Genomic DNA, 26,527 nt, shown 5'->3' with positions numbered 1-26,527 from the left:
TTGCCCATCCCGGCGAGAAGGACTATCGCAAATCCGCTGGCAGGTTCCGAAAAGAGAGCCGGCAAACAACATTCTGGAGGAATACCATGACGACTAGAATCGCGCGGCGTTTCGCTGCGTCAGTGGCACTTGCCGCACTCGGCCTAGCGACGCCAGCACTGGCCCAGGACAAGACCGTCAAGATCGGCGTACTCAACGACATGGCTGGCCTTTACGCCGACATCGGCGGCCCCAATTCCGTCGTCGCCGTCAAAATGGCGATCGAGGACTCCGGCCTTCTCAAGAAGGGCTGGAAGATCGACGTGCTGAGCGGCGACCATCAGAACAAGCCTGACGTCGGCGTCAACCTCGCGCGGCAATGGATCGACAACGAAAAGGTCGACGCCATCGCCGACACGCCAACTTCGAGTGTCGCACTTGCGGTTAGCAATCTGATAAAGGAAAAAAACTCGGTGCTGCTCAATTCCGGCGCCGCGACCGCCGACCTCACCGGGAAGGCCTGCACGCCGAACACTGTTTCGTTCACTTACGACACCTACATGCTCGCCAACGGCACCGGCAAGGCGCTGACCAAAGCCGGCGGCGACACCTGGTTCTTTCTGACTGTCGATTATGCCTTCGGTCATGCCCTGGAGCGCGATACCACCTCGGCCGTCACCGCTAACGGCGGCAAGGTGATTGGCGGTGTCAAGCATCCGCTCAACACGTCTGACTTCTCCTCTTTCCTGCTACAGGCCCAGTCCTCGAAGGCCAAGATCATCGGTCTCGCCAACGCCGGCGGCGACACCACCAACTCGATCAAGCAGGCCGCCGAATTCGGCATCACCCAAGGCGGCCAAAAGCTCGCTCCGTTGTTGATGTTTGTCACCGACGTTCATTCGCTCGGTCTGAAGACCGCGCAGGGCCTGACGTTCACGGAATCCTTCTACTGGGACCTGAACGACCAGACGCGCGCTTGGTCGAAGCGGTTTGCGGCACTCGCTAGCAAGAACGCGATGCCCTCGATGACGCAGGCCGGCAACTACGCCATGGTGCTGCATTATCTCAAGGCGATGGAAGCACTCGGCGGCAATCCGCATGACGGTGCCAAGGTCGTCGCCAAGATGAAGGAATTGCCGACCGACGATCCGCTGTTCGGCAAGGGTCCGCTGCGCGTCGACGGCCGCCGTCTCATCCCGGCCTATCTGTTCGAGGTGAAGAAGCCGGAAGAGTCGAAGGGACCGTGGGATTACTACAAGCAGATCGCCACGATCTCGGCCGAAGACGCCGCCAAGCCGCTCGAAGCCAGCGAGTGCCCGCTGGTGAAGAAATAAGAATCCGTAGGGTGGGCAAAGGCGCGCAAGCGCCGTGCCCACCATCTCTCCGGTTCAACATCGAGAATGGTGGGCACGCGGAGCCTGTCATCGGGCGCGCATTCGCGCGACCCGGTGGCTTTGCCCACCCTACTTTTTAAGCGTCCGCCACGCGATCACAAGCCCCAGCCCCAACAGCGCCGCGGCCAGCAGAAACGGCGCGCCCGGCATTTTGAAAGGCGCCTGATCGCTGATGAAATAGGCAAAGGTCAGCGTAAACAGAAACGGTCCCACCATCTGCGCGATGCTGTTGACGCTGTTGGTCGCCCCCTGCAATTGGCCCTGCTGATCCGGCGCAACGAGTTGCGTCGTCAGCGCCTGGATTGCCGCCCCCGCCACGCCCCACAGCGCCATCACGGGAATGCCGATCCAGAACAACGGTCCGGTCGGGGCCGCGCCATAGATGAAGAATCCCAGCGCGCCGCAAGCCAGCCCCAGCAGCAGCGCCCGGCGCTCGCCGAGGCGCTTGACGATCGGCCCGACGCCCGCGCCCTGCACCACCATGGCGCAGACGCCGACCAGGGCCAGCGTCAGGCCGACGGTCGTCGTATCCCAGCCATATCGGTAGGTCGCATAGAGCACGAAGGTCGAGGGCAGCACCACATGCGCGACCTGCCCGAAGAAATTCGCCAGCGACAGGCCGGCGAGAATCCGGTTGGAACGCAGCAGATGCAGCGCGCCGATCGGGCTGGCGCTTTTCCAATGGAATGGTGCGCGGCGTTCCAGCGGCAACGACTCGGGGAGGATCAGCCAGCCGTAGAGCGTGTTCGCAAAGCTCAAGCCTGCCGCGATCCAGAACGGCAGACGCGGATCCATGCCGCCGAGCAGACCGCCAATGGCGGGGCCGAGAATGAAGCCGGCGCCGAAAGCCGCCCCGATCTTGCCGAACACCGCGGCGCGCCGTTCCGGCGGCGTCACGTCGGCGATATAGGCAAAGGCAGTCGAGATGCTCGCCGACGTAATGCCTGAGATCACCCGGCCGATGAACAGCCAGGTCAGCGACGGCGCCAGCGCCATCAACACATAGTCCAGCGCCAATCCGAAATTCGACAGCAGCACCACCGGCCGCCGGCCGAAGCGGTCCGAGAGCGCGCCGAGGATCGGCGAGAACAAAAACTGCATCAGCGCCCAGGCGGTGCCGAACAGGCCGAAGATCCGCGCCGCCGTCGCCGTGTCGTTGTCGACAAAGCTTTCCACGAGCTTGGGCAGGATCGGCAGGATCAGGCCGAGCGCGAGCATGTCGAGCAGGATGGTGACGAAGATGAAGGCGGCCGCGCCGCTGCGTACCGGCGGCGTTTCGGCAACGCGCGCGGACGCCTCTTCGCTCATGACGGCCGCTTGCGCTTGTGGGCAAACGGATTGGCCTTTTCGCGCAGCGTGATCCGTATCGGCGTACCCGGCAGGTCGAAGGCCTCGCGCATCGAGTTGGTGAGATAGCGCAGATAGGATTGCGGCACGGCGTCGGCGCGCGAGCAGAACAAGATAAAACTCGGCGGCCGCGCCTTGGCCTGCGTAATGTAGTTCAGCTTCAGCCGACGGCCTGAGACCGCGGGCGGCGGGTTGGCATCGACCGCCTGCTCGAACCAGCGATTGAGCGTGGCCGTCGGCACGCGCTTGTTCCACACCGCGTAGGCTTCCTCAATCGCCGTCATCAGCCGGTCGATGCCTTCGCCCATCAACCCGGACACCGCGACAACAGGCGCGCCCTTGACCTGCGGCAGCCAATGATCGACATCGGTGCGCAGCGCGGAAATCAGATTTCCCTTCCGCTCCATCAAGTCCCACTTATTGACCGCCAGCACGATCGCCCGCCCCTCGCGCTCGATCAGATCGGCGATGCGCAGGTCCTGTTCCTCGAACCGGTTTTGCGCATCCATCATCATCACGACGACTTCGGCAAAGCGCACCGCGCGCAGCGCGTCCGCCACCGACAGTTTTTCCAGCTTCGCCTCGATCCGCGAGCGCCGCCGCAGGCCTGCGGTGTCGAACACGCGGAACTCGCGTCCCTGCCAGTTGATTTCCACCGAAATGGAATCGCGCGTAGTGCCGGCTTCGGCGCTGGTCAACAGCCGCTCCTCGCCGAGCAGATGATTGATCAGCGTGGATTTCCCGGCATTGGGACGGCCGACGATGGCGACGCGGATCGGACGCTGTGCGAGTTCTTCATCCGATACGATGATGTCGTCGTCGTCGAACTCTTCACCCTCTTCGACCGGCTCCGGCATCAGCGCAGCGAGCGCGTCGTAGAGATCGCTCAAGCCCTCGCCATGCTCGGCCGAAATCTGGATGGGATCGCCGAGCCCCAGCGCATAGGACTCCATCGCGCCGACTTCGCCGTGCTTGCCTTCGCTCTTGTTGGCGACCAGCACCACCGGCTTGTTGGCACGCCGCGCGAAATCCGCAAAGGCGCGATCGTTCGGCGTCAGGCCCGCACGGGCGTCGATCACGAACATCAGCGCATCGGCAAGGCCGATCGCGGTTTCGGTCTGCTCCTGCATCCGCGCGGTGAGCGAGCCCTTGGCGCCTTCGTCGAGGCCGGCGGTGTCGATCACGGTGAACTCGAGATCGCCGAGACGCGCATTGCCCTCGCGGCGATCACGGGTGACGCCGGGCTCGTCATCCACCAGCGCGAGTTTCTGCCCCACCAGCCGGTTGAACAGCGTCGACTTGCCGACATTGGGGCGGCCGATGATGGCGATCGTAAAGGGCATAAATGATCCAAACGCCCTTTTTCGAAGGGCGTGTCAATCGAACGAAAAGGATAAATCAGCGCGTGAACGTACCGCTCGGCATTGGCGCCGGGAACGCGGATTGTTGCGGGGATTGTGCAGGCGCCGCCGATTGATCGGGCGGCGGCGCGGTGGTGCGCTTGCGCACGATCTTGGCCGGCTTGGGCGCCGGCGGCGCGGCGGCGGTGCTACCCTCTTCCTCGGGTGCGGCGTCGGGGTCCGCAGCGGCGGGGGCGGCGGCCTGTTTGCCCTTGGATTTCGCGCCACGCTTGGATTTCGGCTCTTCCGGCGGAGGAGCTGCAGCGGCAGCCTGCGCGTTCGGGTCGTCAACCTGCTGTCGGGAGCCCTTGTAGAGATCCTTCGGCACGCCCTGCTCGAGGCCCGGCACGCCTTCGGGGAACACCGGCTTGCGGTCACCGGGCAGCTTCTTCTTGGTGTCGAGGAAGTCGAGCATGTCGCTGGGATCGAAATTGCCAATGCCGCCACCGCCACAGCCCGCCAGAGCGCCCGAAAGTGCGACGAGAATGGCAGCTGCGATCAAACGTTGCGGGCGGCGCATGGTCGGTTTCCCACTCAACTCGTTCTCCGTCAGCTCTTGGCGACCGGCGGCAGCAAGGCCTGCAGCGCTTCGGCGCGCGAGCGCAGGCTCGGCGGTGTCTCGCCGTCATTGGCGATCAAGTCCAGCCATTGCCGCGTCGCCGCAGCATCGTTGGCGCGCCATGCCGACAGCGCCAGCAATTCGCGCGCGCTATGACGAAAGGTTGCGCCCGGCGCAGCAGCGGCTTCGAGGCGCGTTTTCATGTCGGGATAGCTCGTGCTTTCCAACAGCAGCTGGGCGGCGCGAATCCGCGCGAGATCCTGCTCGGCGACGCCGACGCCGCGATCCGCGGTGATCTCATCGAACATCTTTGCCGCGGCCTGCGGATCACGGTTGGCGACTTCCGTCGCCATGCGCAACCGCGCCAGCACGCGATAGCCGAACGGCGCCTTCGCGACGAGATCGGCGAAGGCCGCCTCGGCCTCGGCGTGCTTGTTGGCTTCCGAAAGCTCGACGGCCTTGTCGAACGCAGCCCCCGCCTCGGCCGCCTTCCTGGCCTCCAAATATTGGTAGCCGCGCCATCCGCCCACGGCGGCAATGATCAAAATCACGCCGGCGATGATATAAAGCGAGTACTGGTCCCACAGCTTTTTGAGCTGATCGCGACGGACCTCCTCGTCGACTTCATTAAATAATTCAGACACTTAAAGGTATCCCATCCCCGAGGAACCGCGCCTTGGGCGGCAGCATCCTGCGCCCGATCCCCGCATGGCCGCGACGTAGCCTATCGATATGGCGGTGGCAAGGCAAAGCGAGGTGGATCAAAGCGTTAACAACGGCCCCGCCGACCTGCGAAATCGCCTGACAACGTTGACATCGCGGTTCAAAGCTTGGCGTAATCCCGCCCGCTTCCACATTGGCTTATTTCCGATTTCTTGGGTGTTTCATGCCTCGCCATGCGCTGGTTTCGATGCTTGCCATGGGGCTGGTAATGGGACTGGCATCCCTGCCCGCGGCATCACTGGCCGACGATATCAAGCCGAAGGCACCCGAGACGGCATTCTCGGGCAAATTGCGCCCCGACATTTTGGGTATCTCGACCGAATCGAACGCCGAATCCGCGCGTGCTGTCTTTGATTCCCTGTTCAAGGGCCGGACCGACACCAAAACCGACATCCAGCAGCAGAAATTCGGCAACGGCGGCGCCAGCTACGTCGCTGCGCTGAATTTCAGCCTCCCCGCCGGTTCGAAACAGAACGGCGAGATGCTCTCGACCAGCTTCTCCTCGCCCGCGAGCGCCAACCGCGCCTATTTCGTCGCGCGCAACCTGACCTTCGCCCAGGATCAGCAGCCGTCGAAGGCCGACATGATCAAGGAAGTCATGGGCAAATACGGCGTGCCTACCATCGTCGGCGATCAGCACCTGTACTATATCTACCGCAAGGGCTCGATCATGTCGGTCGGCGGCAAGTACAAGCAAGCGACCGCGCTGGAAGCGATCGACAAGCCGCTTGACCCTAGGGCCGCCGTCAAGCTCAACGGCGACACCGTCCGCGGCAGTTGTGTGGCAGTCGTCAAGCGCGCGCAGACCAAGGCCAAGGCCCAGGAACCGAGCGCCATGCTTGCCGAGGCCAGGGGCGCGAACTGCGACGGCGTGTTGAGCGTGCAGCTCGTCCCGGGCACGCCGGCCGACCGCGTCGGCATCGCGCAATTCACACTGCTCGACGTCAAGCAGCTCGTCAGCGCCGCCGCGATCGACAGTGCCGCGCTTGCCGCCGGGCAGAGCGAAGGCTCGACGCCCAAGGGCAGCGCTCCGAAGCTTTGACAGCCGCCGGCGCTATAGCGTTTTCGAGCGAAAGCCTGCCCCGGACTTGATCCGGGGTGGATACCGGTTCGCGTGAAGAAAACGCGTCAAAACAAGAATCTAGAGCTTCGGTTCTGATTCAATCAGAACCGAAGCTCTAGGCTTGCACGGCCGCCCAAATGGCTGAGGCCGCCTCGCGGAGCTGCCGTTTCAATACCTTGCCATTGGCGTTACGCGGCAGCGGGTCCGTCCGCACATCCATGGTTTCCGGCACCTTGTAATCGGACAGCCGCTCGGCGCACCAGGCGCGCAGCACCTCGGCCCCGACCGTGCTGCGGGTCACGACGACCGCATGCACGCGCTCGCCCAGCACCGGGCACGGCTTGGCGATGATCGCGCTCTCGACCACGTCGGGATGACCTGCGAGCACCGACTCGACCTCGGCTGAATAGATCTTCAAGCCCCCGCGGTTGATCATGTCCTTCTGGCGATCGAATACCCGGACGAAATTGTCAGCATCAATCGAGCCGAGATCGCCGGAATGCCAGAAGCCGGCGGTAAAACTCTCCGCCGTCGCTTTCGGATTGTTCCAGTAGCCCTTGATGACAGATCCGCCGTGAATCCAGATTTCGCCGATCTCGCCGCGTGGCCGCTCACGGCCCTCGGCATCCACCACGACGATCTGCGCGCCCGGACAGGGCAAGCCGACGCTGTCGATGTGGCTGGCGGTCAGTTCGCCGGGCATCATGGTCGAGGGCGACGTGGTCTCGGTCGCGCCGTAGCAATTCATCAGCTTCAGGCCGGGTATCTTGGCGTCCAGCCGCTCGATCGTGGCGATCGGCATCGGCGCGCCGCCAAAGCCGCCGATCCGCCAACTCGACAGATCGTAGCTGTCGAAATCCGGCTGCAGCAGGCAGAGATTGTACATCGCCGGCACCATCACGGTGTAGGTGACGCGCTCGCGCGCCGCCATCTTCAGATATTCGGCCGCCTTGAACTCCGCCATGATGATCAGCGCGCCGGCGCAGCGGACCATGGTCATGATGTTGGCGACCACGCCCGTGACATGGCCGAGCGGCACCGCGGCAATCGAGCGATCCGCTGCGGTCAGTTTCAGGCATGATACGAACACCATCGCCGAATGAATGATGTTGCAATGGGCGAGCATCGCGCCCTTGGGCCGCCCTGTTGTGCCCGAGGTGTAGAGGATCATGGCAGTGTCTTCTTCGCCGACCTCGACCAGCGCGGCCATCGCCGCGTGATCGGCCAGATCCGAGAAGCGCGAGAGCTTCGGATCATCATCGACCGCGATCCGGTGCGTCACATCGGGAATGTCGCCCGCATCCGGCACTCGGTCGGCCAGCGCAGCCTCGTGGATCAGGAGCCGCGCGCCGCAATCGGTGAGCACATAGGCGATCTCGGGCTTTTGCTGACGGGTCGAAAGCAGCACCGTCACCAGCCCCGCATGCGCCGCGGCCAGCATCGTCAGCACGAATTCGATCCGGTTGCCGAGCAGCACCGCGACGCGGTCGCCGCGGCTGAGGCCGAACTTCCCGAAGCCTGCCGCGATCTGCGCAGACTGCTGCGCGACTTCGCGCCAGGTCATTCGCCTGTCACCGCAGACCAGCGCTTCGCCGTCAGGATTTACAGCAACCGCTTCGGCTACCATCGACGGGATGCTTTTGGGCCGTTCGCAAAAAGCCGGAACGATACGATCGCCAAAGCGCGGTTCTAGCCGCATCGCCGGAATGGAATGCCGCGACCAGTCCATGGCGTGCCTCGTCAGCTCTTCTTCATCTCGTAAACATGCTCAGGCCCCGGGAAAGCGCGCGAGCGCACGTCGCTGGCGTAGCCCTGGACCGCCGCTTCGATCGCGGGGCCGAGATTGCCGTAGCGGCGAACGAATTTCGGCGTCCGCGGCGACAGGCCTAGCATGTCCTCCAGCACCAGCACCTGCCCGTCGCAGGCCGCGCTGGCACCAATGCCGATGGTCGGAATGGCGATAGTTTCCGTGATCTTTCGCGCCAGCGGCTCGGCGACCGCCTCGACCACGACCGAGAAGGCGCCGGCATCCGAGATCGCCTGGGCATCCCTCAGGATCGGGTCCCAACTGCTCTCGTCGCGGCCCTGCGCGCGAAACGAGCCGAGCGTGTTGATCGATTGCGGCGTCAACCCGATGTGGCCCATGACAGGCACGCCACGCTCGGACAGGAACGCGACGGTTTCCGCCATCCGCGCGCCGCCTTCGAGCTTCACCGCGCCGCAATGGGTTTCCTTCAATATCCGCACCGCGGAATGAAACGCCTGCTCCTTCGAGGCCTCATAGGAGCCGAACGGCATATCCACCACAACCAGGGCATGCTTCGACCCGCGCATCACCGCATGCCCCTGCAGGATCATCATGTCGAGCGTCACCGGCACGGTGGTCTCGAAACCGTGCATGACATTGCCGAGGGAATCGCCGACCAGAATGACGTCGCAGTGGCGATCCACCAGGGCTGCGGTATGCGCATGGTAGGACGTCAGCATCACGATCGGCTCACCGTTCTTGCGCGCGCGGATATCCGGCGCAGTTTTGCGCTTGATGGCAGACTGAATCGACATGCTAGACTCCAACCACGGGGACGCCGATCACGACCGGGTGGAACGCGAATGCGAGCGCCAGATAGGCGACGAGGCCGACCGCGATCGCGATCAGGTCGTTGCCGGGACCACCGACGGGGATCGGCGGCGCGCCGGCGTCGGAACGAGATTTCAGCGAAATGCGGTCATACACCGCCCATGCGAGAAACGAGCCGAACAGGATGATCGAGCCGAGATCACCGTTGGCGAGCAAGTGCGCCGCAGCCCACAGCTTGATGCCCGTCAGCATTGGATGCTTCAGCGTCGTATAGATCCGGCCGCGAATGTAGGAAGCGACCACCATGATGACCGCCGGCAGCATCAGGGCTAGCGTAATGTGCTTGAACGCCGTCGGCGGGTTCCAGACGTCGATCCAGCCGGTCGCACGATACTTCGCAAAGCCCCAGATGATCAGCGCAAGCCCTGCGAACGAGACCAGCGCATAGCCGATCTTGTAGCCGCCCTCGCCGGTCGCGGCGATCACCTGCGCGCGCAGCTTGCGCTGGATGGTGAGCGTGTGGACGCCGAAGAACAGGAGCAGGCCGAGGATCAACACCAGCAGTCCCACGATGTCCTCCCGTTGCACGGCTGGTTTTGCCGTATTATCCGCGTATCATTTTAGGGGCTTGGTACGCAATGCGCCACGCGGCCGTCGTCACGGCTTCTCCGCCTGCTTGGCCGAATCGCGGTTGTCGACGTAGCGGATCGCGATCGGCCGCCCGGCCAGCGCACCGCCAAGTCCACCGGTGAATTTCAGAGGCTGGCATGCCTGCAGCGACGCATTGATCGCTTTGAGATAGGCAGCGCGGGTATCTGCCGGGGCGCCGGCCGTGGCATAGGTCACGCGCGGGGCGGCGATGATCTCGCCCGAGCGCTTGAAGCTGAAGCGAACCGACATCTGCATGCCCGGCCGAGCGATGTCGGCAGGCGGCGGCGACCAGCAGGACCGTAGCGCCGCAAAGAGGTCGCCGATCGTATCGAGATCGTGGTCCGGCTTGCGGTATTTCGCGGCCTGATCCTGCGGCGGCACGGTTTCGATCGTGAGTTGCAGGTTCTGGCCGTACGGATAATCGATCTCGGGAATGCACGGCCCGTCGTTGAACACGCTGCAGAACGACGGCGTGCAGGGCTGGCCGTCGAGCACGCTGCAGGGGGCATGCGAAAACGGCGTCGCGTCGATCTGGCGCCGCGACTGGGCATCGGCGGCGTCCATTCCGACGACCATAACGGTCAGACATACAATGAAGCACCGAAGCATGCGGCGATCCCTCGGATACGGTCCAACCAACTTGATGTCCGCTTTGGCCGGTATCAAGGCCGCCACGTTCACTTCCCCGCGTTCATGGCGGCCTCACCCTCGCCTGTCATCGTCCGGCTTGACCGGACGATCCAGTATTCCAGAGGCGGTTGAGATTCATGGAAAGGCCGCGCGTACTGGGTCCCCCGCCTTCGCGGGGGACGACAGGCGGGCCGGAACGACAACGCCCCTTACGCCTTCTTCTTTACGTCCTTGACGTTGGAAAAATTGATGCCCTCGGCCCGTTCGCGAGTATAGCCGAGATAGAACTCGTTCTTGGCCATGAATACCGGATCGCCGTCGACGTCATCGGCGATGCCCGAGCCGTTGGCGGCAATGAAGGCCTCTAACTTCTTGCGGTCGTCGGACGAGACCCAGCGCGCGAGCTGGAATTCCGAGACCTCGAATTCCACCGGCAGCGAATATTCCGCATCGAGGCGGGCTTTCAGCACATCGAGCTGCAGCGGACCGACGACGCCGACCAGCGCCGGTGCGCCGTCGCGCGGCCGGAACACCTGCACCACGCCCTCTTCCGACATCTGCTGCAGCGCTTCCTTCAGCTTCTTCGCCTTCATCGCGTCCGTCAGGCGCACGCGGCGGACGATTTCCGGCGCGAAGCTTGGGACGCCGACGAAGGTAAGATCCTCGCCCTCGGTCAGCGTATCGCCGATCCGAAGCGTGCCGTGGTTGGGAATGCCGACGACGTCGCCGGCAAAGGCTTCGTCTGCCACCGAACGATCCTGGGCGAAGAAGAATTGCGGCGACGACAGCGACATGTTCTTGCCGGTGCGCACCAGTTTTGCCTTCATGCCGCGGCTAAGCTTGCCTGAGCATAGGCGTGCGAAAGCGATACGGTCGCGGTGGTTCGGATCCATGTTGGCCTGGATCTTGAACACGAAGGCGCTCATGCGCGGTTCGGCTGCCTCCACCTTGCGCAGGTTGCTTTCTTGCGCGCGCGGCGCAGGCGCAAACTTGCCGAGCCCCTCCAGCAGGTCGCCGACGCCGAAATTGCGCAGCGCGCTGCCGAAATAGACCGGCGTCAGATGGCCCTCGCGAAACGCCTCCAGCTCGAACGGCTTGCAGGCTTCCGACACCAGCGCGAGCTCATCCTTGATCTCGGCGACGTCGAGATTGGCATTACGGCCGGCGAGATCGGCGATGTCGATCTGTTCGGTCGCACCGGTCTTGGCGCCGCCGCCCTCGAGCAGGCGCACGCCGCCGTTGACGACGTCATAGGTACCGAGGAAATCACGGCCGCGGCCAACCGGCCAGGTCATCGGCGTGGTGTCGAGCGCCAGCGTCTTTTCGATCTCGTCCAAGAGTTCGAACGTATCGCGGCTCTCGCGATCCATCTTGTTGATGAAGGTGATGATCGGAATGTCGCGCAGCCGGCACACCTCGAACAGCTTTCGCGTCCGCGCCTCGATGCCCTTGGCGGCGTCGATCACCATCACGGCGGAATCGACCGCGGTCAGCGTCCGGTAGGTGTCTTCAGAAAAGTCCTCGTGGCCCGGCGTATCCAGCAGGTTGAAGACGAGGTCCTGGAACTCGAAGGTCATGACCGAGGTCACGACCGAGATGCCGCGCTCGCGCTCGATCTTCATCCAGTCGGACCGGGTATTGCGGCGCTCGCCCTTGGCCTTGACCTGCCCTGCCAGATTGATGGCGCCGCCGAACAGCAGAAGCTTTTCAGTCAGCGTGGTCTTGCCGGCGTCCGGATGGGAGATGATCGCAAACGTGCGCCGCCGCGCCACTTCATCTGAGAGCGGCGAGCGGGACGGCGATTCGGCGGTGACGGCACTGTCGGACATGAGGCTCGAGCGTTTGGCAGGGAAAACCGGCCTAATCAAGCCTCATTTGGTGGTTGCGGAGGCCGCTGGCCAGTCCCATATCGGCTGTGGAAGGACGGCCTTCCATCTCACAGCTCATCCGCGGGGACGACCCTGCCTGGTTCGGAGGGTTGTCATGGCCTGGATCGTGTTGTTCGTCGCCGGCCTCATGGAAATAGGCTGGGCGATCGGCCTTAAATATACCGAAGGTTTCACACGGCTCATTCCGTCCGTCCTGACGCTCGCTTGCATGGCCGGCAGCATCCTCCTGCTCGGTCTTGCCCTGAAAGTGCTGCCAATCGGAACCGCCTACGCAGTTTGGACCGGCATCGGCGCGGTCGGAACCGCAATCCTGGGCATCGCGCTGTTCGGCGAGCCTGCGACCGCCGCCCGCCTCGCGTGTATCGGACTGATCGTGGCCGGCATTGTCGGGCTCAAACTCGTTACCGGATCAGCGTAGCAACAACACGGCCCAATAGGTCAGCGCCGCCACGATCGCGGACGCCGGAATGGTGATCACCCAGGCATAGACGATCGAACTCGCCACGTTCCAGCGTACCGCCGAGACCCGCCGTGCCGCGCCGACGCCAACGATGGAGCCGGTAATGGTGTGGGTGGTGGATACGGGAACCCCGAGATAGGTCGCCATGAACAGGGTCGCAGCCCCGCCGGTTTCCGCGCAAAATCCCTGCATCGGCGTCAGCTTCGTAATTCGCAGCCCCATCGTGCGGACGATCCGCCAGCCTCCCATCAGGGTGCCGAGGCCCATGGCCGCCTGGCAGGAAATCACGACCCAGAACGGGATGTTAAAATCCGCGCCGAGATAACCCTGCGAATAGAGCAGCACCGCTATGATGCCCATGGTCTTTTGCGCGTCATTGCCGCCATGGCCGAGCGAATAGAGCGACGCCGAGACGAATTGCAGGATGCGGAAGGCACGGTCGACCGCAAACGGCGTCGAGCGCACCGACAGCCAGGACACGATCGCGACCAGCAGCAGCGCCAGCAGGAACCCGACCAGCGGTGACAGCACGATCGCCAGCAGCGTTTTCGATAGACCACTCCAGACCGCCGCGGAAATCCCGGCCTTGGCCATGCCCGCGCCCACCAGCCCGCCGATCAGCGCGTGCGAACTGGACGAGGGAATCCCGAGCGCCCATGTGATCAGGTTCCAGACGATGGCGCCCACAAGTGCCGCGAAGATCACGGTGGCATCGACGACGCTCGGTTCGATAATGCCGGTGCCGATCGTATTGGCGACGTGCAGTCCGAAGAAGAGGAAAGCGATGAAATTGAAGAACGCCGCCCAGAACACCGCATATTGAGGACGCAGCACGCGGGTGGACACGATCGTCGCAATCGAATTCGCGGCGTCGTGCAACCCGTTGAGAAAGTCGAAAAGCAGCGCGACCGCGATCAGAAAGATCAGAATTGGAAGACCAAGCGTGGCGTCCACTGAATTGGCCCTGCCCTATACCTGTTCGATCACGATCGAGTTGATTTCGTTGGCAACGTCGTCGAAGCGGTCGGACACTTTTTCGAGGTGCTTGTAGATCTCGGCGCCGACGATGAAATCCATCGAATTGCCGCTGCGATGCTTGAGAAACAGCTCTTTCAACCCGATGTCGTGGAGATCGTCGATGCGGCCCTCCAGCTTTCCGATCTCCTCGGTAATGGCGGTCAGCATCGCGACGTTGTTTCCGATCGACTGCATCAGCGGCAGCGCGCGACCGACCAGATTGGCGCACTCGACCAGCAGGGTCCCGATCTCGCGCATCGGCGGCTCGAAAATGCGAACCTCGAACAGCACCACCGCCTTCGCGGTCTGCTGCATCTGATCGATCGCATCGTCCATCGCCGTGATCAGGTTCTTGATGTCGCCGCGGTCGAACGGGGTGATGAAGGTTCGGCGGACAGCGGTCAGCACCTCGCGAGTAATGCCGTCGGCGTCGTTTTCGAACTGGCTGACGCGCTGGCAGAACACCGGCGTCTCGTCACCGCCGCGCAGCATGTCCTGCAGCGCCAACGCACCTTGCAGCACCGTCTGGGCGTGCCGGTCAAACAGGTCAAAAAACCGCTCCTCTTTGGGCAAAAAGGCACGAAACCAGCGCAACATAGGTACTATCCATCGTTCAGGAACGGCCGTTCCGGACGGCGCGTCATGAAACTGTCATAAAGCATTCAAAGACAAAGCGCGCGACGGCAGGCCCCGGGAAACGGGTCATCCACCGCTTTGTGGCACCGAAAAGGGCGTCAAAACCGGCAGTTTTACAGCGATCTCCGGAAATAATGCGCGATCTCGCCGATCACGCCGCGGCGGAAGGTCAGCACGCAGGCGACGAAGATGACGCCCTGGATCACCGTCACCCACTGGCCGAAACCGGCCAGATATTGCTGCATGGCGATGATGACGAAGGCGCCGATCACCGGGCCAAAGATGGTGCCGAGGCCACCGACCAGCGTCATCAGCACGATTTCGCCCGACATTGTCCAGTGCACGTCGGTGAGCGAGGCGTTCTGCGCCACAAACACTTTCAGCGACCCGGCAAAGCCCGCGAGCGTGCCGGACAGGATGAAGGCGAGCAGCTTGTACTGGTCGGTCTTATAGCCCAGCGAGATCGCGCGCTGCTCGTTCTCGCGGATCGATTTCAGCACCTCGCCGAACGGCGAGTTGATGGTGCGGTAGATCAGGAGGAATCCGCCGAGGAAGCCGGCCAGCACGACGTAGTAAAGCACCGTGGGCTTGGCGAGATTGAAGATTCCGAACAAATAGCCCTGCGGGATGCCCTGAATGCCGTCTTCACCATGGGTGAACGGCGCCTGCAGATAGATGAAGTACAGCAACTGCGACAGCGCCAGCGTGATCATCGAGAAATAAATGCCCTGCCGGCGGATCGAGATGAAGCCGGTGACGACCGAAAGCGCGGCGGCGCTGGCGACGCCGACCACAATCCCGAGTTCCGGCGAGAGACCCCAAACCTTGAGCGCATGCGCCGTGCAGTAGCCCGCTGTCCCCAGAAACATCGCGTGGCCGAACGATAGCAGGCCGCCATAGCCGATCAGCAGGTTGAACGCGCAGGCGAGCAGCGCGAAGCACAGCGCCTGCATCACGAAGAACGGGTAGATTCCGGTCATGGGCACCATGGCCAGCAGCACCGCCATCGCCGCAAACACAATCATCTCGTCGCGCATGGCGCGCGGCGTTACCGGTAGTGTATCGTCAGTCAATGCGCTCATGTCAGGCCGCCCGTCCCGTCAGTCCCGCAGGCTTCACCAGCAACACCAGCACCATCAGGACGAACACCACGGTGTTGGAAGCCTCGGGATAAAAATACTTTGTCAGTCCTTCGATCACGCCGAGCGCAAAGCCGGTGATGATCGATCCCATAATCGATCCCATGCCGCCGATCACCACCACCGCGAACACGACGATGATCAGGTCGGCGCCCATCAGCGGCCGGACCTGGTTGATCGGGGCCGACAGCACGCCGGCCAACGCCGCCAGACCGACGCCGAGCCCGTAGGTCAGCGTGATCATCCGCGGCACGTTGATGCCGAATGCGCGCACCAGCGTCGGATTTTCGGTGGCGGCACGCAGATTGGCGCCAAGCCGCGTCTTTTCGATCAGGTACCAGGTGGCGATGCACACCACGAGCGAGAAGACGACCACCCAGCCGCGGTAGACCGGCAGGAACATGAAGCCGAGATTCATGCCGCCCTTCAGCTCATCGGGGATCGCGTAAGGCAACCCGGAAGAGCCGAAATAATTCTGGAACACGCCCTGCACGATCAGCGCGATGCCGAAGGTCAGCAGCAATCCGTAGAGATGGTCGAGGCCGGAGAGCCATTGCAGCATGGTCCGCTCCAGGATCATGCCGAAGATGCCGACCACAATGGGCGCGATGATCAGCGCCGGCCAGTAGCCGATGCCTGCGATGTTCAACAGAAAATACGCGCAGAACGCGCCCATCATGTAGAGCGCGCCATGGGCGAAATTGATGATGTTGAGCATGCCGAAGATCACGGCGAGCCCCAGACTGAGCAGCGCGTAGAACGATCCGTTGATCAATCCCACCAAGAGCTGGGCGTAGAGAGCTTGCATCGGTTTCGCACTCAATCTCGTTGTGACGCGGAATCGCGTGGTGACGCGAAGGTGTGCCCGCCGGCACGTGGCCGGCGGGCAATCATATTTACTTCTTTACCAGCGGACAGGCGCTTTCCGAAAGCGGCCGGAAGGCCTGGTCGCCTGGGGTAGTTCCGATCAGCTTGTAATAATCCCACGGTCCCTTGGATTCCGCGGGCTTCTTGACCTCGAACAGGTAGGCCGGATGAATCTTGCGACCGTCAGCGCGGATCGAGCCCTTGCCGAACAGCGCATCGTCGGTCGGCAGTTCCTTCATTTTGGCGACTACCTTGACGCCGTCATGCGGATTGCCGCTCATCGCCTCAAGCGTCTTGAAATAGTGGATCAGACCCGAATACACGCCGGCCTGCACCATCGACGGCATCGCCTTGTTCTTCATGCGCTCGGAGAAGCGCTTGGAAAACGCGCGGGTGCCGTCATTCAGATCCCAGTAGAAGGTTTCGGTAAAGCTGAGGCCCTGCGCCACCTTCAGGCCGAGCGAGTGCACGTCAGTGATGAACAGCAGAAGACCGGCCAGCTTCTGGCCCCCGGCGACGATGCCGAATTCAGACGCCTGCTTGATGGTATTCGTGGTGTCGCCGCCGGCGTTCGCCATGCCGATGATCTTGGCCTTGGACGCCTGCGCCTGCAGCAGGAACGAGGAGAAGTCCGACGAATTCAGCGGATGCTTGACGGTGCCGATAACCTTGCCACCCGACTTCACCACAACCGCGGTCGTGTCGCGCTCGAGCGCATGGCCGAACGCATAGTCTGCGGTCAGGAAGTACCAGGTGTCGCCGCCGGCTTTCACCAGCGCCTGCCCGGTGCTGTTGGCGAGCATGTAGGTGTCGTAAACCCAATGAATTGTGTTGGGCGAGCACTGGGCATTAGTGAGATCCGACGACGCCGCGCCGGTATTGATCATGACGGCGTTCTTTTCCTTCACCAGATTGTTGACTGCCAGCGCAACGCCGGAGTTCAGCACGTCCATGAAGATATCGACCTTTTCGACGTCGATCCATTGACGCGCGATGGTGGTGGCGATGTCGGGCTTGTTCTGGTGGTCGGCTGAGATGATGTCGATTTTCCAGCCCTTGGCTGCAAGCCCGGAATCCTCGACCGCCATCTGGGCAGCAAGCGTGGAGCCTGCGCCGCCGAGGTCGGAGTAGAGTCCGGAATTGTCAGTGAGCACGCCGATCTTGACGGTCTTGTCTTGCGCCATGGCGCCGCCGCCTGCGGCAAGCGCGAGCGCGGTGCCGAGGAAGAGAGCTGAAATGCGATGTTTCATAGTATCTCCATAAATCCAGAGTGCAGCCGTAGTACCGATTAAACGCCGAGATAGGTGTGGAGCTTGTCCATGTTGGCCGACAGCTCCGAATTCGCAAAACCATCGATCACCTTGCCGTGCTCGACGATGTAGTAACGGTCGGCCACCGTCGAGGCGAAGCGGAAATTCTGCTCGACGAGCAGGATGGTGAACCCTTCCGACTTCAGCCGTGCGATGGTGTGGCCGATCTGCTGGATGATGACCGGCGCGAGACCCTCGGTCGGCTCATCCAGCATCAGGAAGCGCGCGCCAGTGCGCAGGATTCTGGCGATGGCGAGCATCTGCTGCTCGCCGCCGGAAAGCTTGGTGCCCTGGCTGTTGAGGCGCTCCTTCAGGTTCGGAAACAACTCGAAGATCTGATCGAGCGACAGGCCGCCAGGGCGCACGATCGGCGGCAGCAGCAGGTTTTCACGCACGTCGAGGCTTGCGAAAATACCCCGCTCCTCCGGGCAGAAAGCCACGCCCATCCGTGCGATCCTGTCGGACGAGGCACGCGTGATGTCCTGACCGTTGAAACGGATCGAACCGGTACGCTTGCCGATAATTCCCATCACCGACTTCAGAGTCGTGGTCTTGCCGGCGCCGTTGCGGCCGAGCAGCGTGACCACTTCGCCGGCCTTCACATTGAAGTTGACGCCGTGAAGGATGTGGGATTCGCCGTACCAGGCCTGCAGGTCGGAAACGGAAAGAATTTCCGCGCCCGCCGGTTTGGCGGCAGCTTCGGCCATTTTCAACTCAGGCATGACCGGCCCCCAGATAGGCTTCCTTGACGCGCTCGTCCTTGGACAGTTCAGCATAATTGCCTTCGGCCAGCACCTGCCCGCGCGTCAGCACCGTGATGATGTCGGACAGGTTGGCGACCACCGAGAGGTTATGTTCGACCATCAGAATGGTGTACTTCGCCGAAATGCGCTTGATCAGCGCCGCGATCTTGTCGATGTCTTCATGACCCATGCCGGCCATCGGTTCGTCGAGCAGCATCATCTCGGGGTCGAGCGCCAGCGTCGTCGCAATCTCGAGCGCGCGTTTGCGGCCGTAGGGCATCTCGACCGCCGGCGTGTTGGCAAACTCGCTCAGGCCCACATCGTTGAGAAGCTCATGCGCGCGGCCGTTGAAGCGGTCGAGCACGCTCTTGGAACGCCAGAAATCGAACGAAGCGCCGTGCTGGCGCTGCAAGGCGACGCGGACGTTCTCCAGCGCCGTCAGATGCGGAAACACCGCCGAAATCTGGAATGATCGCACCAGCCCGAGGCGGGCCACATCCGCCGGCGCCATCGCAGTGATATCCTGTCCCTTGTACAGGATCTGGCCTGCCGACGGCCGCAAGAACTTGGTCAGCAGGTTGAAGCATGTCGTCTTGCCGGCGCCGTTAGGCCCGATCAGCGCATGAATGCTGCCGCGACGCACCTTGAGGGCGACGTCGCGAACGGCGAAGAAACCCGCGAATTCCTTGGTCAATCCGTGGGTTTCGAGAATGAACTCATCAGCCAAACAAATTTCCCCCATCAGCCGTCTCCGCGAATTCGCTCGCGCGCGGCCAATTTTTCCTGTTCGGGCAGGCCTCTGCCGGACGTCCTGGAAACCGTCCCGAGCCTGCCGCCTCCGGGCCGGAATATGCCGTCAACAGTATGGGTTAGGCAAGGTGGAAAGCGGCCACGGGAAAACGCGCGTGCCGGTTCCGAATGCGCCATAAGTCGAATTGCGCCGATTGCCCGGCCCGGCTGGCCCGCTATCCGCGATCTTCACGCCCGCAAGCCATCGTTAACGGTGTTCTGCTGCAATCAGACGCTTTCATACAATATTTCCGCCTCAGCCGCATCATCACGCGATTTAGACAGCCAGGAATCGCCGCCTTGGAATTTGAAAGCGCCGGACCGTCGATCGTCAAATCTATCAAACAGCGCGACCTGCTGAACACCTGGCTGCGGCAATACGCCCGCGACCAGTCGATACCGCGAATGTCGGAATACCAGCCGGCTCGGATCGAGGACGAACGTCCTGACCTCGTCATCTACACCGTCGATTCCAGCACGCAGCCGCCACGCCTGACCATCCAGAGCGACGGGACGCGAATGTCGGCAGCTTATGGGAATACCGGCAAGGGTCGCTATCTCGACGAGTATCTGGGCGCAAGGCTCGCTCCGATGGTGATGCCGGTCTATTATGCATGCATCGCGCGCCGCCTGCCCGCCTATACCATCGCCAATATGGATGACATCTACCGGCGAGTCGTTGCCTATGAGCGGCTATTGCTGCCGTTCTCCGACGACGGCAGCATTACCCACATCATCGCTTCGCTGAAGACCATCAGCGAGGATGGCGGCTTCGAGATCAAGAACCTGATCCGCGGAAACGATAAGCTGCCGGTGCCAAAGCTGCGCACCATCATCGACCGCGATCTCTTCCATCGCGCGCCGGGCCGCATTCCGTCCGGCGATGAACTCGAATTCAGTTAAGCCGCGATGCAATTCGAAAGTGCCGATCCTTCGGTCGTCAAGTCGATCAGGCAGCGCTATCTCCTGAACGAATGGCTGCGCGCGGCCGGCAAGCAGCGAACCATGCCTCCGCCCGGTGATTTTCAGCCGGAGCAGGTCGCCGACGAACTGGTCGACATGATGCAATACGAGGTCGTCGGCCATGGCGATGGCGCGCGATTTCTAATCACGCATGAAGGCGCCAGGCTCGCCACCACCTACGGCAGCGACCATATCGAGCCCGCGCAGCGAACCAACCGCTATCTCGACGATGCGATCGGCCCCGAACGATATGCCAGCGTCGTTGCGTTGTACCGGGCCTGCGTGGCCCGTCAGCGGCCGACCTATTCCATTTCAACGGTACAGGATGCCGACGGCAAAGACGTATCCTATGAACGGCTGCTGATGCCGCTCGGCGACGGCAATGTCGTCAGCCAGATCGTCGGATCCTTCAAGAGCATCAGCATTGAAGGCGGCTTCAAGGTCAGCAACCTCATGGGCCTCAGGCCGAAAGCCGAGCCGGTGACTCTCGTCAGGGCGATCATCGATCGCCAGTTCGTGCCGGCTGCGGCCCCGGCGGCCGCGTCGTCGTCCGACGAGATCGTCGAGCTCGATTAGAGCGTTTTGCAGCGAAGTGGCGACCGGTTCGCGTTAGGAGAACGCGTCAAATCAAAAATCTAGAGTTCCGTTCCGATTCCATCGGAACGGAAAAGGCTCTAGGCCTTGCGCCCGCGCGATTTGGACGGCACTTCCTTGCCGTAGACGTCCGGCTTGAATCCGACCAGCAACTTGCCGCCGAGATCGAGTACCGGACGCTTGATCATCGAGGGCTGCGCCAGCATCAGCGCCAGCGCCTTGCGCTCGTTGAGGCCTTCCTTGTCGCTATCCGGCAGCTTCTTGAATGTCGTGCCCGCGCGGTTGAGCAGCGTCTCCCAGCCGAGCTCGTCGGACCATTGCTTGAGCTTGTCCTTGGCGATGCCGGCAAGCTTGTAGTCGTGAAAGTCGTAAGCCACGCCATGATCGTCGAGCCAGGCGCGCGCCTTCTTCATGGTGTCACAGTTCTTGATGCCGTAGATGGTGATGGGCATTTTCGTTGCATTCCGGAAATGACGTTATTGGTCCAACCAGGCCGTTTTTTATACAAAGCGGAACGGCGAATCTATCATAGACTGACACATCGTTCGCGAAGTTGGGACCGGCGATGGAATTCACCCTGTTGTTTCTGGCCACGGCCATCGTGATGCTGATCGCCTGGCGCGGTCAACGTCCGCTGGCGCTCGGGTTGTTTGGGGCTGTCCTGATCGCGTGCGTCGCCACCTATCTGCACCACGCGACCGATACGCTGAAACTGTCGTTCTAAGATACGCATGACCCAGACGCGCGCCATCACGCTGAACGCACTCAGCCTCTACGCGGTGGCGATGGTGCTGGCGGCGGCCTATGCGGCGCAGTTCATCCTTCATGAGCTGCCCTGCCCGCTCTGCCTGCTACAGCGCATCCTGTTCGCGGCGCTGGCCGTCGGACCGATCCTCAATATCCGCTTCGGGCCGCGCCCCAGCCACTATGCGATATCGCTGCTGGCGGCGGTCGCCGGAGCGGTTGCGTCGACCCGGCAGGTGCTGCTGCACATCATGCCCGGCGACGCCGGCTATGGTTCGGCGTTGCTCGGCTATCACTATTATACGTGGGCGCTGATCGGCTTCATCGCCGCCATCGTCCTTATTGCCGCCGTGATGCTGTTCGACCGCCAGTTCGAAGACGACAAAGCCGTCCTGCCGGTCACTGGCGGCGCCTTCGCACAAATCGCGGTGTGGCTCGTGATCGCGCTGACGGCGGCGAACGTGGTGACGACGCTTTTGGAATGCGGCTTTGGGGCATGCGCCGATAACCCGGTCGTGTATGAGTTGCTCAAACGGGGAGTGTAGCGGTTTGCCGACATTGAAGCAGAATCGCCTCCACCAGCATCAGTTCCTGGCGTAAGACTCCAGGTACTCGGCAGATGGTGGAATCGGCGTGATCACATCGATCAATACGCCGTTGGGATCTTCAGTGATGAAGTGCCGCTGACCGAAGGGCTCATCGCGGAGCGGAAGCAGGATTGGCAGCCCGGCTGCACGAAGCCTGCCATAGACCTCATCGACGTCTTGAACTTCAAAATTGATCAGAACACCGCGCGCAGAGCCGCGCGCTTTCGCGGGGATCGTGTCGTGATCGCCTGCCAGGATCGCCAAGGCAACGTTCTCTTGCACTTTCGATTGCAGATGTACGTACCAGTCCGCCTCGAACGCCGGCTCGAAATCAAAGTGGGTTCGATAAAATGCCGAGGTCGCGGCGACATTGTCGACCATCAGTACCGGGTAATAGCTCGTGATCTGCATCCTTGTTCTCCGCGGCTAAAAAACATACAGTCTGTACGCAGACATAAACATACAGGCTGTATGCATGCAAGTGATAAAAGGACGCAGGAGCAACATCGACCGCAGCGCGACCACTCGTGGGAGGGTGCTTGAAGCGGCCAAAGCGCTTTTTATCGCAAAGGGATATGCCACCACCGGAACCCCCGAGATTGCCGCGCAAGCGGGAGTGACGCGGGGTGCGCTCTACCACCATTTCGAGGACAAAAGGGCCCTCTATCTCGCCTTGGTCGAGGCTGAGTCCGCCGCTGTTGCCGCCGAGATCGAGGGCGCTGCTTCGGCGACAGACGCTCCGATGCAGATGCTCCATACGGGCGCTTCAGCGTACTTGCGCGCGATGCAGAAGGAAGGACGAACACGCCTGATCCTGATCGAGGCGCCCGCCGTTCTGGGTTTTGAGACCGTGGATGCCATCGACGCCAAACATAGCCGCCGAACTTTGTTGGAAGGCCTGCAAGCGGTGATCCGCCCGTCGCCTGAAATCTCGCTCACCGCCGTGGTCAATATCCTCTCTGCGGCGTTCGACCGGGCGGCTATCGCCATCGCTGCAGGCGGCAATTTTTCCGACTACGACATGGCGCTGAAGCAACTGATGGATGGCCTTGTCGCCGAGAGGCTGACTTCGACTGGCCATCGGCCCGCGTGAAAGGCATTTCACTCGGAAAGCGCTTGAGCGATGTTAACCGGCCGCTTTTGGAAAGCGCGTTGCGAAACATCCAGGTGCTTACGGCCGCTTCGGATCTCCAGCCCGCGTTGCACCGCGGGGCGCGCCAGGCCGCGATCAAGCCAGCCTGATACGCTCTTGAAGCCGTCGAACGCAACGAGATCGCGCGCACCATAAAAGCCGATCAGATTTCGCACCCAGCCGAGCATCGAAATATCGGCGATCGTGTAGTCGTCGTCCATGATCCACTGCCGCCCGCCGAGACGAGTCTCCATCACACCGAGCAGGCGCTTCGACTCGGCGACGTAACGCTCAAGCGGCCGCTTGTCGGCATACTCCTTGCCGGCGAATTTGTGGAAGAAGCCGACCTGCCCGAACATCGGTCCGATCCCGCCCATCTGAAAGTGCAGCCACTGAATCGTCTGGTAACGTCGCGCCGGATCGGTGGGCAGAAGCTTGCCGGTCTTGTCGGCGAGATACTGCAAGATCGCCCCGGACTCGAACAGCGGCAGCGGCTTGCCGCCGGGCCCGTCCGGATCGAGGATGGCCGGGATCTTGCCATTCGGATTGAGCGACAGGAATTCAGACGTATTCTGGTCGTCCTTGTTGAAGTCGACCAGATGCACTTCGTAGGGCAATCCGATCTCTTCCAGCATGATCGAGACCTTGACGCCGTTTGGCGTCGGCAGCGAATAGAGCTGAAGGCGGTCAGGATGTTTGGCGGGCCAGCGGGTGGTGATCGGGAACGCGGAGAGATCGGACATCAAAACTCGTTTTGCGTGGTTGTTATTGCGTGGCTAATGTACGGCTGATGCCCCATATAACAAGGGCCCGCGCCATTCATGACCGATCAACCGTCTCCGGCGAAGCTCGGCCTCACTGATGAGGAGCTTGCGGCTCACCCGACCATGTTCGCGGCCGATGCATGTAAGGATCAGGTCGTCGTCGTAACGGGCGGTGCCGGCGGCATCGGACGGGCGATCACCTGGCTGTTCGCGCGGCTGGGGGCGCATGTCGCCGTGGTCGGGCGCGATGGAGGCAAGCTCGATGCGCTCGTGGCCCAGCTGGCGGACCGCGGTTTCAAGGCATCCGCGCACGTCGCCGACATCCGGGAGCCCGATGCGGTCAACGCTCTGTTCGACACGATCTGGGTCGCGCATGGCCGCGTCGACAGTCTCATCAACAGCGCCGGCGGACAGTTTCCGCAGGCAGCGATCGATTTCTCGGTGAAGGGCTGGAACGCCGTCATCAACACCAATCTGAACGGCACCTGGTACATGATGCAGGCCGCCGCGCAACACTGGCGCGACCACAAGCGTCCCGGCAGCATCGTCAACATCGTAGTCGTGACAACACACGGCCTCTACGGCATCGCCCACACCATCGCCGCGCGAAGCGGCGTGATCGGGCTGTCCCGCGCCGTCGCGGTCGAATGGGCGCCGCTGAACATTCGGGTCAATTGCGTGGCACCGGGCGCGATCGAAACCGAGGGCTGGAACGTCTATTCGCCCGAGGCCCGCGCGGCCTACCCGCGCTCGAACCCGATGATGCGCGTCGGCTCGCCCTGGGACGTCGCGGAGGCCAGCGCTTTCCTTGCCGGACCGTCCGCGAAATTTGTGACTGGTGAGACGCTGACGGTCGACGGCGGCGGCCAACTCTGGGGCGAGACCTGGACCACGGGCAAGCCCGCGTATTTCAGCGGCGACGACAAGTGACCCGCTGAAAGCCCTTCCCTCATGACCCGCTATCGCCTCGCCATTTTCGACTTTGACGGCACGCTGGCCGACTCGCTTCCCTGGTTTCGCTCGTCCTTTCACGACATGGTCGCGCGGTTCAATCTCACGCCCGTTCCCGCTGAGGAAATGGAGGGGCTGCGCGGCCTGACCGCACGTGAAATCATGGCGCGGCTCAACGTATCCAAATGGCAACTGCCGGCCATCGTCAGCGACATGCGAAAGCGCAAGCTCGCCGCGGCGAGCGAGATATCGCTGTTCAAGGGCATCCCGGCCATGCTGACCGACCTACAACACATAGGCATCAAGATCGCCATCGTCAGTTCCGACAGCGAAGCCTCCGTCCGGCAGGTGCTCGGACCCGCCGCCGCCCAAATCACTCGTTTCGACTGCGGCGCTGCCATATTCGGCAAGCACTGGAAATTTCGGCAGGTCGCACGACGGTTGGGAACGGAGCCAGCAGATACGATCTGCATTGGCGACGAGATCCGCGACATCGAGGCGGCCAGGGCCGCCGGTATGGATTCCGGCGCGGTTGCCTGGGGCTACGCACTTCCGAGCGCGCTGGAGGCAGCGGGACCGACGCATCTGTTCAATTCGATCGAGGAGATGATGCAGCGGCTCACTATGACGAAATAATACGTCGCGGAATGTCCGCTGGATAACTCCGCTAATTACCTGTCATACCCACAGAGGCCATCGTACGAGGTGTTCGTGGCCGTTCAAGCTGCGGACGAGTACAAACTCCGTAATCGTCCAGCCAATCGGTTCGATTGGATACTCGTCTACGCTACGCGCGTCATACAACAACGTGACGTGCGGCGTGAAATTCGTGTTGGCCAGCCGCCTCAACCCTCTTCGCGTCATCGCGGCGCCGAGCATTTGCCGAAACGATTGCAGCCGGCGCAATCCTTTCTCTCCGATCAGGACGAACGGGCGATTGCCCGGCCCGCCCCCGAAAGCTGGCTGTGCGATCGAACGAGACCTCAAACGGCTCGGTTCGCACGTCCATGGCCGCCTCCCACGCGGCGCAAAGCTGGCCCTCAGGCAACCCGCTGAGAGCGAACAGCGAAATGTGCAGCCGGTCGGGGGCGATGAGCTTGCCGTCGAAATGATGCGCGCGCTTGAGTACGCCAGCCAATTGGTGAATTCGCTCTGCCGTGCCTGCATCGGGAACGGCCGCGAGGAATAATCGGGCACCACTACAGCTTGCAAACTCGTCCATGATAGACTAGAACAAATCATGAACACACCCGTTTAGCAACTTGAAAAATTCGTATTGTAAAATACACTACAGCTTCCGCAGGAGATTCCGAGTGCCGCGCGTCATAAAACGAAAAGAGCATCCGCTATCGATGCGACTGCCCGAAACTGATATCGCCATTATCGATCGTGCGGCCAGCTTGCGTGGCCGTTCGCGCACCGATTTCGTGCGCGAGGCAGCGGTACGTGCGGCGGAAGATGTTCTGATGGAAGCGGCGCCCATCCGGATGAGTCCGGCTGGCTTCAAGGCCTTTATGGAGGTTCTTTCGCAACCCGGGCACCCGGTACCTGAAATGGTCGAACTCTTTCAACGCACCGCTCCGTGGGAATCCGGGAAGGCAAAAGCCGAGAAGTGAAA

The 26,527-nt window shown here is 62.2% G+C and carries 30 protein-coding genes and 1 pseudogene; 11 read left to right on the top strand and 20 right to left on the bottom strand.

The genetic code is table 11. The annotated features are described in order from the left end of the window. Positions 1 to 86 precede the first annotated feature (86 nt). The gene (locus IVB22_RS02925) at positions 87 to 1,313 is read left to right on the top strand and encodes an ABC transporter substrate-binding protein (RefSeq protein WP_247515803.1); all 1,227 of its coding nucleotides are present in this window, start codon (positions 87 to 89) and stop codon (positions 1,311 to 1,313) included. Between the two features lie 129 nt (positions 1,314 to 1,442). Here IVB22_RS02925 and IVB22_RS02920 read toward each other — a convergent pair whose 3' ends face one another. Genes IVB22_RS02920 through IVB22_RS02905 form a run of 4 tightly spaced genes read right to left on the bottom strand, consistent with a single transcriptional unit; the run spans position 1,443 to position 5,323 of the window. Next, positions 1,443 to 2,681 (bottom strand): TCR/Tet family MFS transporter, encoded by a 1,239-nt coding sequence (locus IVB22_RS02920; RefSeq protein WP_247515802.1) that lies wholly within the window; start codon positions 2,679 to 2,681, stop codon positions 1,443 to 1,445. Further along, positions 2,678 to 4,063, bottom strand: coding sequence for a ribosome biogenesis GTPase Der (gene der, locus IVB22_RS02915; RefSeq protein WP_247515801.1), 1,386 nt, complete (start codon positions 4,061 to 4,063; stop codon positions 2,678 to 2,680). Before der ends, IVB22_RS02920 begins: the two co-directional genes overlap by 4 nt. Before the next feature lie 55 nt (positions 4,064 to 4,118). Then, positions 4,119 to 4,640 carry a hypothetical protein gene (locus IVB22_RS02910; RefSeq protein WP_247515800.1) on the bottom strand — a complete coding sequence of 174 codons (522 nt, stop codon included), beginning with the start codon at positions 4,638 to 4,640 and terminating at the stop codon, positions 4,119 to 4,121. Positions 4,641 to 4,669: 29 nt separating this feature from the next. Further along, entirely contained in the window at positions 4,670 to 5,323 is a 654-nt protein-coding gene (locus tag IVB22_RS02905; protein ID WP_247515799.1) for a tetratricopeptide repeat protein, read from the bottom strand. Positions 5,324 to 5,565: 242 nt separating this feature from the next. On the opposite strand from IVB22_RS02905, the gene IVB22_RS02900 reads away from it, so the two are divergent. Then, positions 5,566 to 6,444, top strand: coding sequence for a hypothetical protein (locus IVB22_RS02900; RefSeq protein ID WP_247515798.1), 879 nt, complete (start codon positions 5,566 to 5,568; stop codon positions 6,442 to 6,444). 136 nt (positions 6,445 to 6,580) lie between these two features. Here the strand turns inward: IVB22_RS02900 and IVB22_RS02895 are convergent, their stop codons facing one another. From IVB22_RS02895 to IVB22_RS02875, 5 genes are all read right to left on the bottom strand, one after another. Beyond that, positions 6,581 to 8,194, bottom strand: coding sequence for a class I adenylate-forming enzyme family protein (locus IVB22_RS02895; protein WP_247515797.1), 1,614 nt, complete (start codon positions 8,192 to 8,194; stop codon positions 6,581 to 6,583). Positions 8,195 to 8,205: 11 nt separating this feature from the next. After that, positions 8,206 to 9,027, bottom strand: a complete 822-nt coding sequence (panB, locus tag IVB22_RS02890; RefSeq protein WP_247515796.1) for a 3-methyl-2-oxobutanoate hydroxymethyltransferase — start codon at positions 9,025 to 9,027, stop codon at positions 8,206 to 8,208. A gap of 1 nt (position 9,028) precedes the next feature. Continuing rightward, complete coding sequence (locus tag IVB22_RS02885; RefSeq protein ID WP_247515795.1) at positions 9,029 to 9,613, bottom strand: NnrU family protein; 585 nt, start codon at positions 9,611 to 9,613, stop codon at positions 9,029 to 9,031. An 87-nt stretch (positions 9,614 to 9,700) separates the two neighbouring features. Beyond that, on the bottom strand, positions 9,701 to 10,303 hold the full coding sequence (locus IVB22_RS02880; protein ID WP_247515794.1) for a hypothetical protein: 603 nt from the start codon (positions 10,301 to 10,303) through the stop codon (positions 9,701 to 9,703). A gap of 230 nt (positions 10,304 to 10,533) precedes the next feature. Further along, complete coding sequence (locus IVB22_RS02875) at positions 10,534 to 12,153, bottom strand: peptide chain release factor 3 (RefSeq protein WP_247515793.1); 1,620 nt, start codon at positions 12,151 to 12,153, stop codon at positions 10,534 to 10,536. Positions 12,154 to 12,307: 154 nt separating this feature from the next. Between IVB22_RS02875 and sugE the strand changes: the two genes are divergently transcribed. After that, positions 12,308 to 12,631, top strand: a complete 324-nt coding sequence (gene sugE, locus IVB22_RS02870; RefSeq protein WP_247515792.1) for a quaternary ammonium compound efflux SMR transporter SugE — start codon at positions 12,308 to 12,310, stop codon at positions 12,629 to 12,631. On the opposite strand, the gene IVB22_RS02865 is transcribed toward sugE, so the two are convergent. From IVB22_RS02865 to IVB22_RS02835, 7 genes are all read right to left on the bottom strand, one after another. Further along, positions 12,623 to 13,627, bottom strand: a complete 1,005-nt coding sequence (locus IVB22_RS02865; protein WP_247515791.1) for an inorganic phosphate transporter — start codon at positions 13,625 to 13,627, stop codon at positions 12,623 to 12,625. The two genes, sugE and IVB22_RS02865, sit on opposite strands and share 9 nt — an antisense overlap. 15 nt (positions 13,628 to 13,642) lie before the next feature. Next, positions 13,643 to 14,287, bottom strand: coding sequence for a DUF47 domain-containing protein (locus tag IVB22_RS02860; RefSeq protein ID WP_247515790.1), 645 nt, complete (start codon positions 14,285 to 14,287; stop codon positions 13,643 to 13,645). A gap of 152 nt (positions 14,288 to 14,439) precedes the next feature. Then, complete coding sequence (locus tag IVB22_RS02855; RefSeq protein WP_247515789.1) at positions 14,440 to 15,408, bottom strand: branched-chain amino acid ABC transporter permease; 969 nt, start codon at positions 15,406 to 15,408, stop codon at positions 14,440 to 14,442. 1 nt (position 15,409) lies between these two features. Beyond that, positions 15,410 to 16,273 (bottom strand): branched-chain amino acid ABC transporter permease, encoded by an 864-nt coding sequence (locus tag IVB22_RS02850; protein WP_247515788.1) that lies wholly within the window; start codon positions 16,271 to 16,273, stop codon positions 15,410 to 15,412. Positions 16,274 to 16,361: 88 nt separating this feature from the next. Further along, complete coding sequence (locus IVB22_RS02845; RefSeq protein WP_247515787.1) at positions 16,362 to 17,582, bottom strand: ABC transporter substrate-binding protein; 1,221 nt, start codon at positions 17,580 to 17,582, stop codon at positions 16,362 to 16,364. Positions 17,583 to 17,620: 38 nt separating this feature from the next. Then, positions 17,621 to 18,364 carry an ABC transporter ATP-binding protein gene (locus tag IVB22_RS02840; RefSeq protein ID WP_247515786.1) on the bottom strand — a complete coding sequence of 248 codons (744 nt, stop codon included), beginning with the start codon at positions 18,362 to 18,364 and terminating at the stop codon, positions 17,621 to 17,623. Further along, on the bottom strand, positions 18,357 to 19,112 hold the full coding sequence (locus IVB22_RS02835; protein ID WP_247515785.1) for an ABC transporter ATP-binding protein: 756 nt from the start codon (positions 19,110 to 19,112) through the stop codon (positions 18,357 to 18,359). Before IVB22_RS02835 ends, IVB22_RS02840 begins: the two co-directional genes overlap by 8 nt. Before the next feature lie 362 nt (positions 19,113 to 19,474). On the opposite strand from IVB22_RS02835, the gene IVB22_RS02830 reads away from it, so the two are divergent. Further along, a complete protein-coding gene (locus IVB22_RS02830; protein ID WP_247515784.1) occupies positions 19,475 to 20,077 on the top strand; it encodes a PAS domain-containing protein in 603 nt (200 codons plus the stop codon). A gap of 6 nt (positions 20,078 to 20,083) precedes the next feature. Beyond that, positions 20,084 to 20,713 (top strand): hypothetical protein, encoded by a 630-nt coding sequence (locus tag IVB22_RS02825; RefSeq protein ID WP_247515783.1) that lies wholly within the window; start codon positions 20,084 to 20,086, stop codon positions 20,711 to 20,713. Positions 20,714 to 20,811: 98 nt separating this feature from the next. On the opposite strand, the gene IVB22_RS02820 is transcribed toward IVB22_RS02825, so the two are convergent. Then, a complete protein-coding gene (locus tag IVB22_RS02820) occupies positions 20,812 to 21,183 on the bottom strand; it encodes an ArsC family reductase (RefSeq protein WP_247515782.1) in 372 nt (123 codons plus the stop codon). Positions 21,184 to 21,296: 113 nt separating this feature from the next. Between IVB22_RS02820 and IVB22_RS02815 the strand changes: the two genes are divergently transcribed. Together IVB22_RS02815 and IVB22_RS02810 are read left to right on the top strand one after the other, a co-directional pair. Then, on the top strand, positions 21,297 to 21,455 hold the full coding sequence (locus IVB22_RS02815; RefSeq protein ID WP_247515781.1) for a DUF5993 family protein: 159 nt from the start codon (positions 21,297 to 21,299) through the stop codon (positions 21,453 to 21,455). Positions 21,456 to 21,462: 7 nt separating this feature from the next. Further along, positions 21,463 to 22,020 (top strand): disulfide bond formation protein B, encoded by a 558-nt coding sequence (locus IVB22_RS02810; RefSeq protein WP_247515780.1) that lies wholly within the window; start codon positions 21,463 to 21,465, stop codon positions 22,018 to 22,020. A 39-nt stretch (positions 22,021 to 22,059) separates the two neighbouring features. On the opposite strand, the gene IVB22_RS02805 is transcribed toward IVB22_RS02810, so the two are convergent. Beyond that, positions 22,060 to 22,473, bottom strand: coding sequence for a VOC family protein (locus IVB22_RS02805; RefSeq protein ID WP_214490875.1), 414 nt, complete (start codon positions 22,471 to 22,473; stop codon positions 22,060 to 22,062). 64 nt (positions 22,474 to 22,537) lie between these two features. Between IVB22_RS02805 and IVB22_RS02800 the strand changes: the two genes are divergently transcribed. Beyond that, the gene (locus tag IVB22_RS02800) at positions 22,538 to 23,155 is read left to right on the top strand and encodes a TetR/AcrR family transcriptional regulator (RefSeq protein ID WP_247515779.1); all 618 of its coding nucleotides are present in this window, start codon (positions 22,538 to 22,540) and stop codon (positions 23,153 to 23,155) included. Positions 23,156 to 23,233: 78 nt separating this feature from the next. Here IVB22_RS02800 and IVB22_RS02795 read toward each other — a convergent pair. Then, a pseudogene (locus IVB22_RS02795) lies at positions 23,234 to 23,937 on the bottom strand (glutathione S-transferase family protein). A 78-nt stretch (positions 23,938 to 24,015) separates the two neighbouring features. On the opposite strand from IVB22_RS02795, the gene IVB22_RS02790 reads away from it, so the two are divergent. Continuing rightward, positions 24,016 to 24,888, top strand: a complete 873-nt coding sequence (locus tag IVB22_RS02790) for an SDR family oxidoreductase (RefSeq protein ID WP_247515777.1) — start codon at positions 24,016 to 24,018, stop codon at positions 24,886 to 24,888. 21 nt (positions 24,889 to 24,909) lie between these two features. Further along, the gene (locus IVB22_RS02785) at positions 24,910 to 25,545 is read left to right on the top strand and encodes an HAD hydrolase-like protein (protein ID WP_247515776.1); all 636 of its coding nucleotides are present in this window, start codon (positions 24,910 to 24,912) and stop codon (positions 25,543 to 25,545) included. 160 nt (positions 25,546 to 25,705) lie between these two features. Here the strand turns inward: IVB22_RS02785 and IVB22_RS02780 are convergent, their stop codons facing one another. After that, on the bottom strand, positions 25,706 to 26,131 hold the full coding sequence (locus IVB22_RS02780; RefSeq protein ID WP_247515775.1) for a 2'-5' RNA ligase family protein: 426 nt from the start codon (positions 26,129 to 26,131) through the stop codon (positions 25,706 to 25,708). A 130-nt stretch (positions 26,132 to 26,261) separates the two neighbouring features. Here IVB22_RS02780 and IVB22_RS02775 point away from each other — a divergent pair, with 130 nt between their 5' ends. Beyond that, the gene (locus IVB22_RS02775) at positions 26,262 to 26,525 is read left to right on the top strand and encodes a DUF1778 domain-containing protein (protein ID WP_249804916.1); all 264 of its coding nucleotides are present in this window, start codon (positions 26,262 to 26,264) and stop codon (positions 26,523 to 26,525) included. Positions 26,526 to 26,527 lie beyond the last annotated feature (2 nt).

The sequence above is a fragment of the Bradyrhizobium sp. 190 genome, assembly GCF_023073415.1.
Taxonomy (GTDB): Bacteria; Pseudomonadota; Alphaproteobacteria; order Rhizobiales; family Xanthobacteraceae; genus Bradyrhizobium.
The sequence above is the reverse complement of the archived record's forward strand: the minus strand, read 5'-3'. Positions and strand labels throughout refer to the sequence as shown.

Bases quoted from the DNA above. Each gene is read 5' to 3' on its own strand.
- IVB22_RS02920 (WP_247515802.1), bottom strand. From the start codon at position 2,681: ATGAGCGAAGAGGCGTCCGCGCGCGTTGCCGAAACGCCGCCGGTACGC.
- IVB22_RS02820 (WP_247515782.1), bottom strand. From the start codon at position 21,183: ATGCCCATCACCATCTACGGCATCAAGAACTGTGACACCATGAAGAAG.
- IVB22_RS02855 (WP_247515789.1), bottom strand. From the start codon at position 15,408: ATGAGCGCATTGACTGACGATACACTACCGGTAACGCCGCGCGCCATG.
- IVB22_RS02895 (WP_247515797.1), bottom strand. From the start codon at position 8,194: ATGGACTGGTCGCGGCATTCCATTCCGGCGATGCGGCTAGAACCGCGC.
- IVB22_RS02910 (WP_247515800.1), bottom strand. From the start codon at position 4,640: ATGCGCCGCCCGCAACGTTTGATCGCAGCTGCCATTCTCGTCGCACTT.
- IVB22_RS02810 (WP_247515780.1), top strand. From the start codon at position 21,463: ATGACCCAGACGCGCGCCATCACGCTGAACGCACTCAGCCTCTACGCG.
- IVB22_RS02825 (WP_247515783.1), top strand. From the start codon at position 20,084: ATGCAATTCGAAAGTGCCGATCCTTCGGTCGTCAAGTCGATCAGGCAG.
- IVB22_RS02900 (WP_247515798.1), top strand. From the start codon at position 5,566: ATGCCTCGCCATGCGCTGGTTTCGATGCTTGCCATGGGGCTGGTAATG.
- IVB22_RS02840 (WP_247515786.1), bottom strand. From the start codon at position 18,364: ATGCCTGAGTTGAAAATGGCCGAAGCTGCCGCCAAACCGGCGGGCGCG.
- der (WP_247515801.1), bottom strand. From the start codon at position 4,063: ATGCCCTTTACGATCGCCATCATCGGCCGCCCCAATGTCGGCAAGTCG.
- IVB22_RS02850 (WP_247515788.1), bottom strand. From the start codon at position 16,273: ATGCAAGCTCTCTACGCCCAGCTCTTGGTGGGATTGATCAACGGATCG.
- IVB22_RS02815 (WP_247515781.1), top strand. From the start codon at position 21,297: ATGGAATTCACCCTGTTGTTTCTGGCCACGGCCATCGTGATGCTGATC.
- IVB22_RS02880 (WP_247515794.1), bottom strand. From the start codon at position 10,303: ATGCTTCGGTGCTTCATTGTATGTCTGACCGTTATGGTCGTCGGAATG.
- panB (WP_247515796.1), bottom strand. From the start codon at position 9,027: ATGTCGATTCAGTCTGCCATCAAGCGCAAAACTGCGCCGGATATCCGC.
- IVB22_RS02780 (WP_247515775.1), bottom strand. From the start codon at position 26,131: ATGGACGAGTTTGCAAGCTGTAGTGGTGCCCGATTATTCCTCGCGGCC.
- IVB22_RS02775 (WP_249804916.1), top strand. From the start codon at position 26,262: ATGCGACTGCCCGAAACTGATATCGCCATTATCGATCGTGCGGCCAGC.
- IVB22_RS02790 (WP_247515777.1), top strand. From the start codon at position 24,016: ATGACCGATCAACCGTCTCCGGCGAAGCTCGGCCTCACTGATGAGGAG.
- IVB22_RS02845 (WP_247515787.1), bottom strand. From the start codon at position 17,582: ATGAAACATCGCATTTCAGCTCTCTTCCTCGGCACCGCGCTCGCGCTT.
- IVB22_RS02860 (WP_247515790.1), bottom strand. From the start codon at position 14,287: ATGTTGCGCTGGTTTCGTGCCTTTTTGCCCAAAGAGGAGCGGTTTTTT.
- sugE (WP_247515792.1), top strand. From the start codon at position 12,308: ATGGCCTGGATCGTGTTGTTCGTCGCCGGCCTCATGGAAATAGGCTGG.
- IVB22_RS02785 (WP_247515776.1), top strand. From the start codon at position 24,910: ATGACCCGCTATCGCCTCGCCATTTTCGACTTTGACGGCACGCTGGCC.
- IVB22_RS02925 (WP_247515803.1), top strand. From the start codon at position 87: ATGACGACTAGAATCGCGCGGCGTTTCGCTGCGTCAGTGGCACTTGCC.
- IVB22_RS02875 (WP_247515793.1), bottom strand. From the start codon at position 12,153: ATGTCCGACAGTGCCGTCACCGCCGAATCGCCGTCCCGCTCGCCGCTC.
- IVB22_RS02805 (WP_214490875.1), bottom strand. From the start codon at position 22,473: ATGCAGATCACGAGCTATTACCCGGTACTGATGGTCGACAATGTCGCC.
- IVB22_RS02800 (WP_247515779.1), top strand. From the start codon at position 22,538: ATGCAAGTGATAAAAGGACGCAGGAGCAACATCGACCGCAGCGCGACC.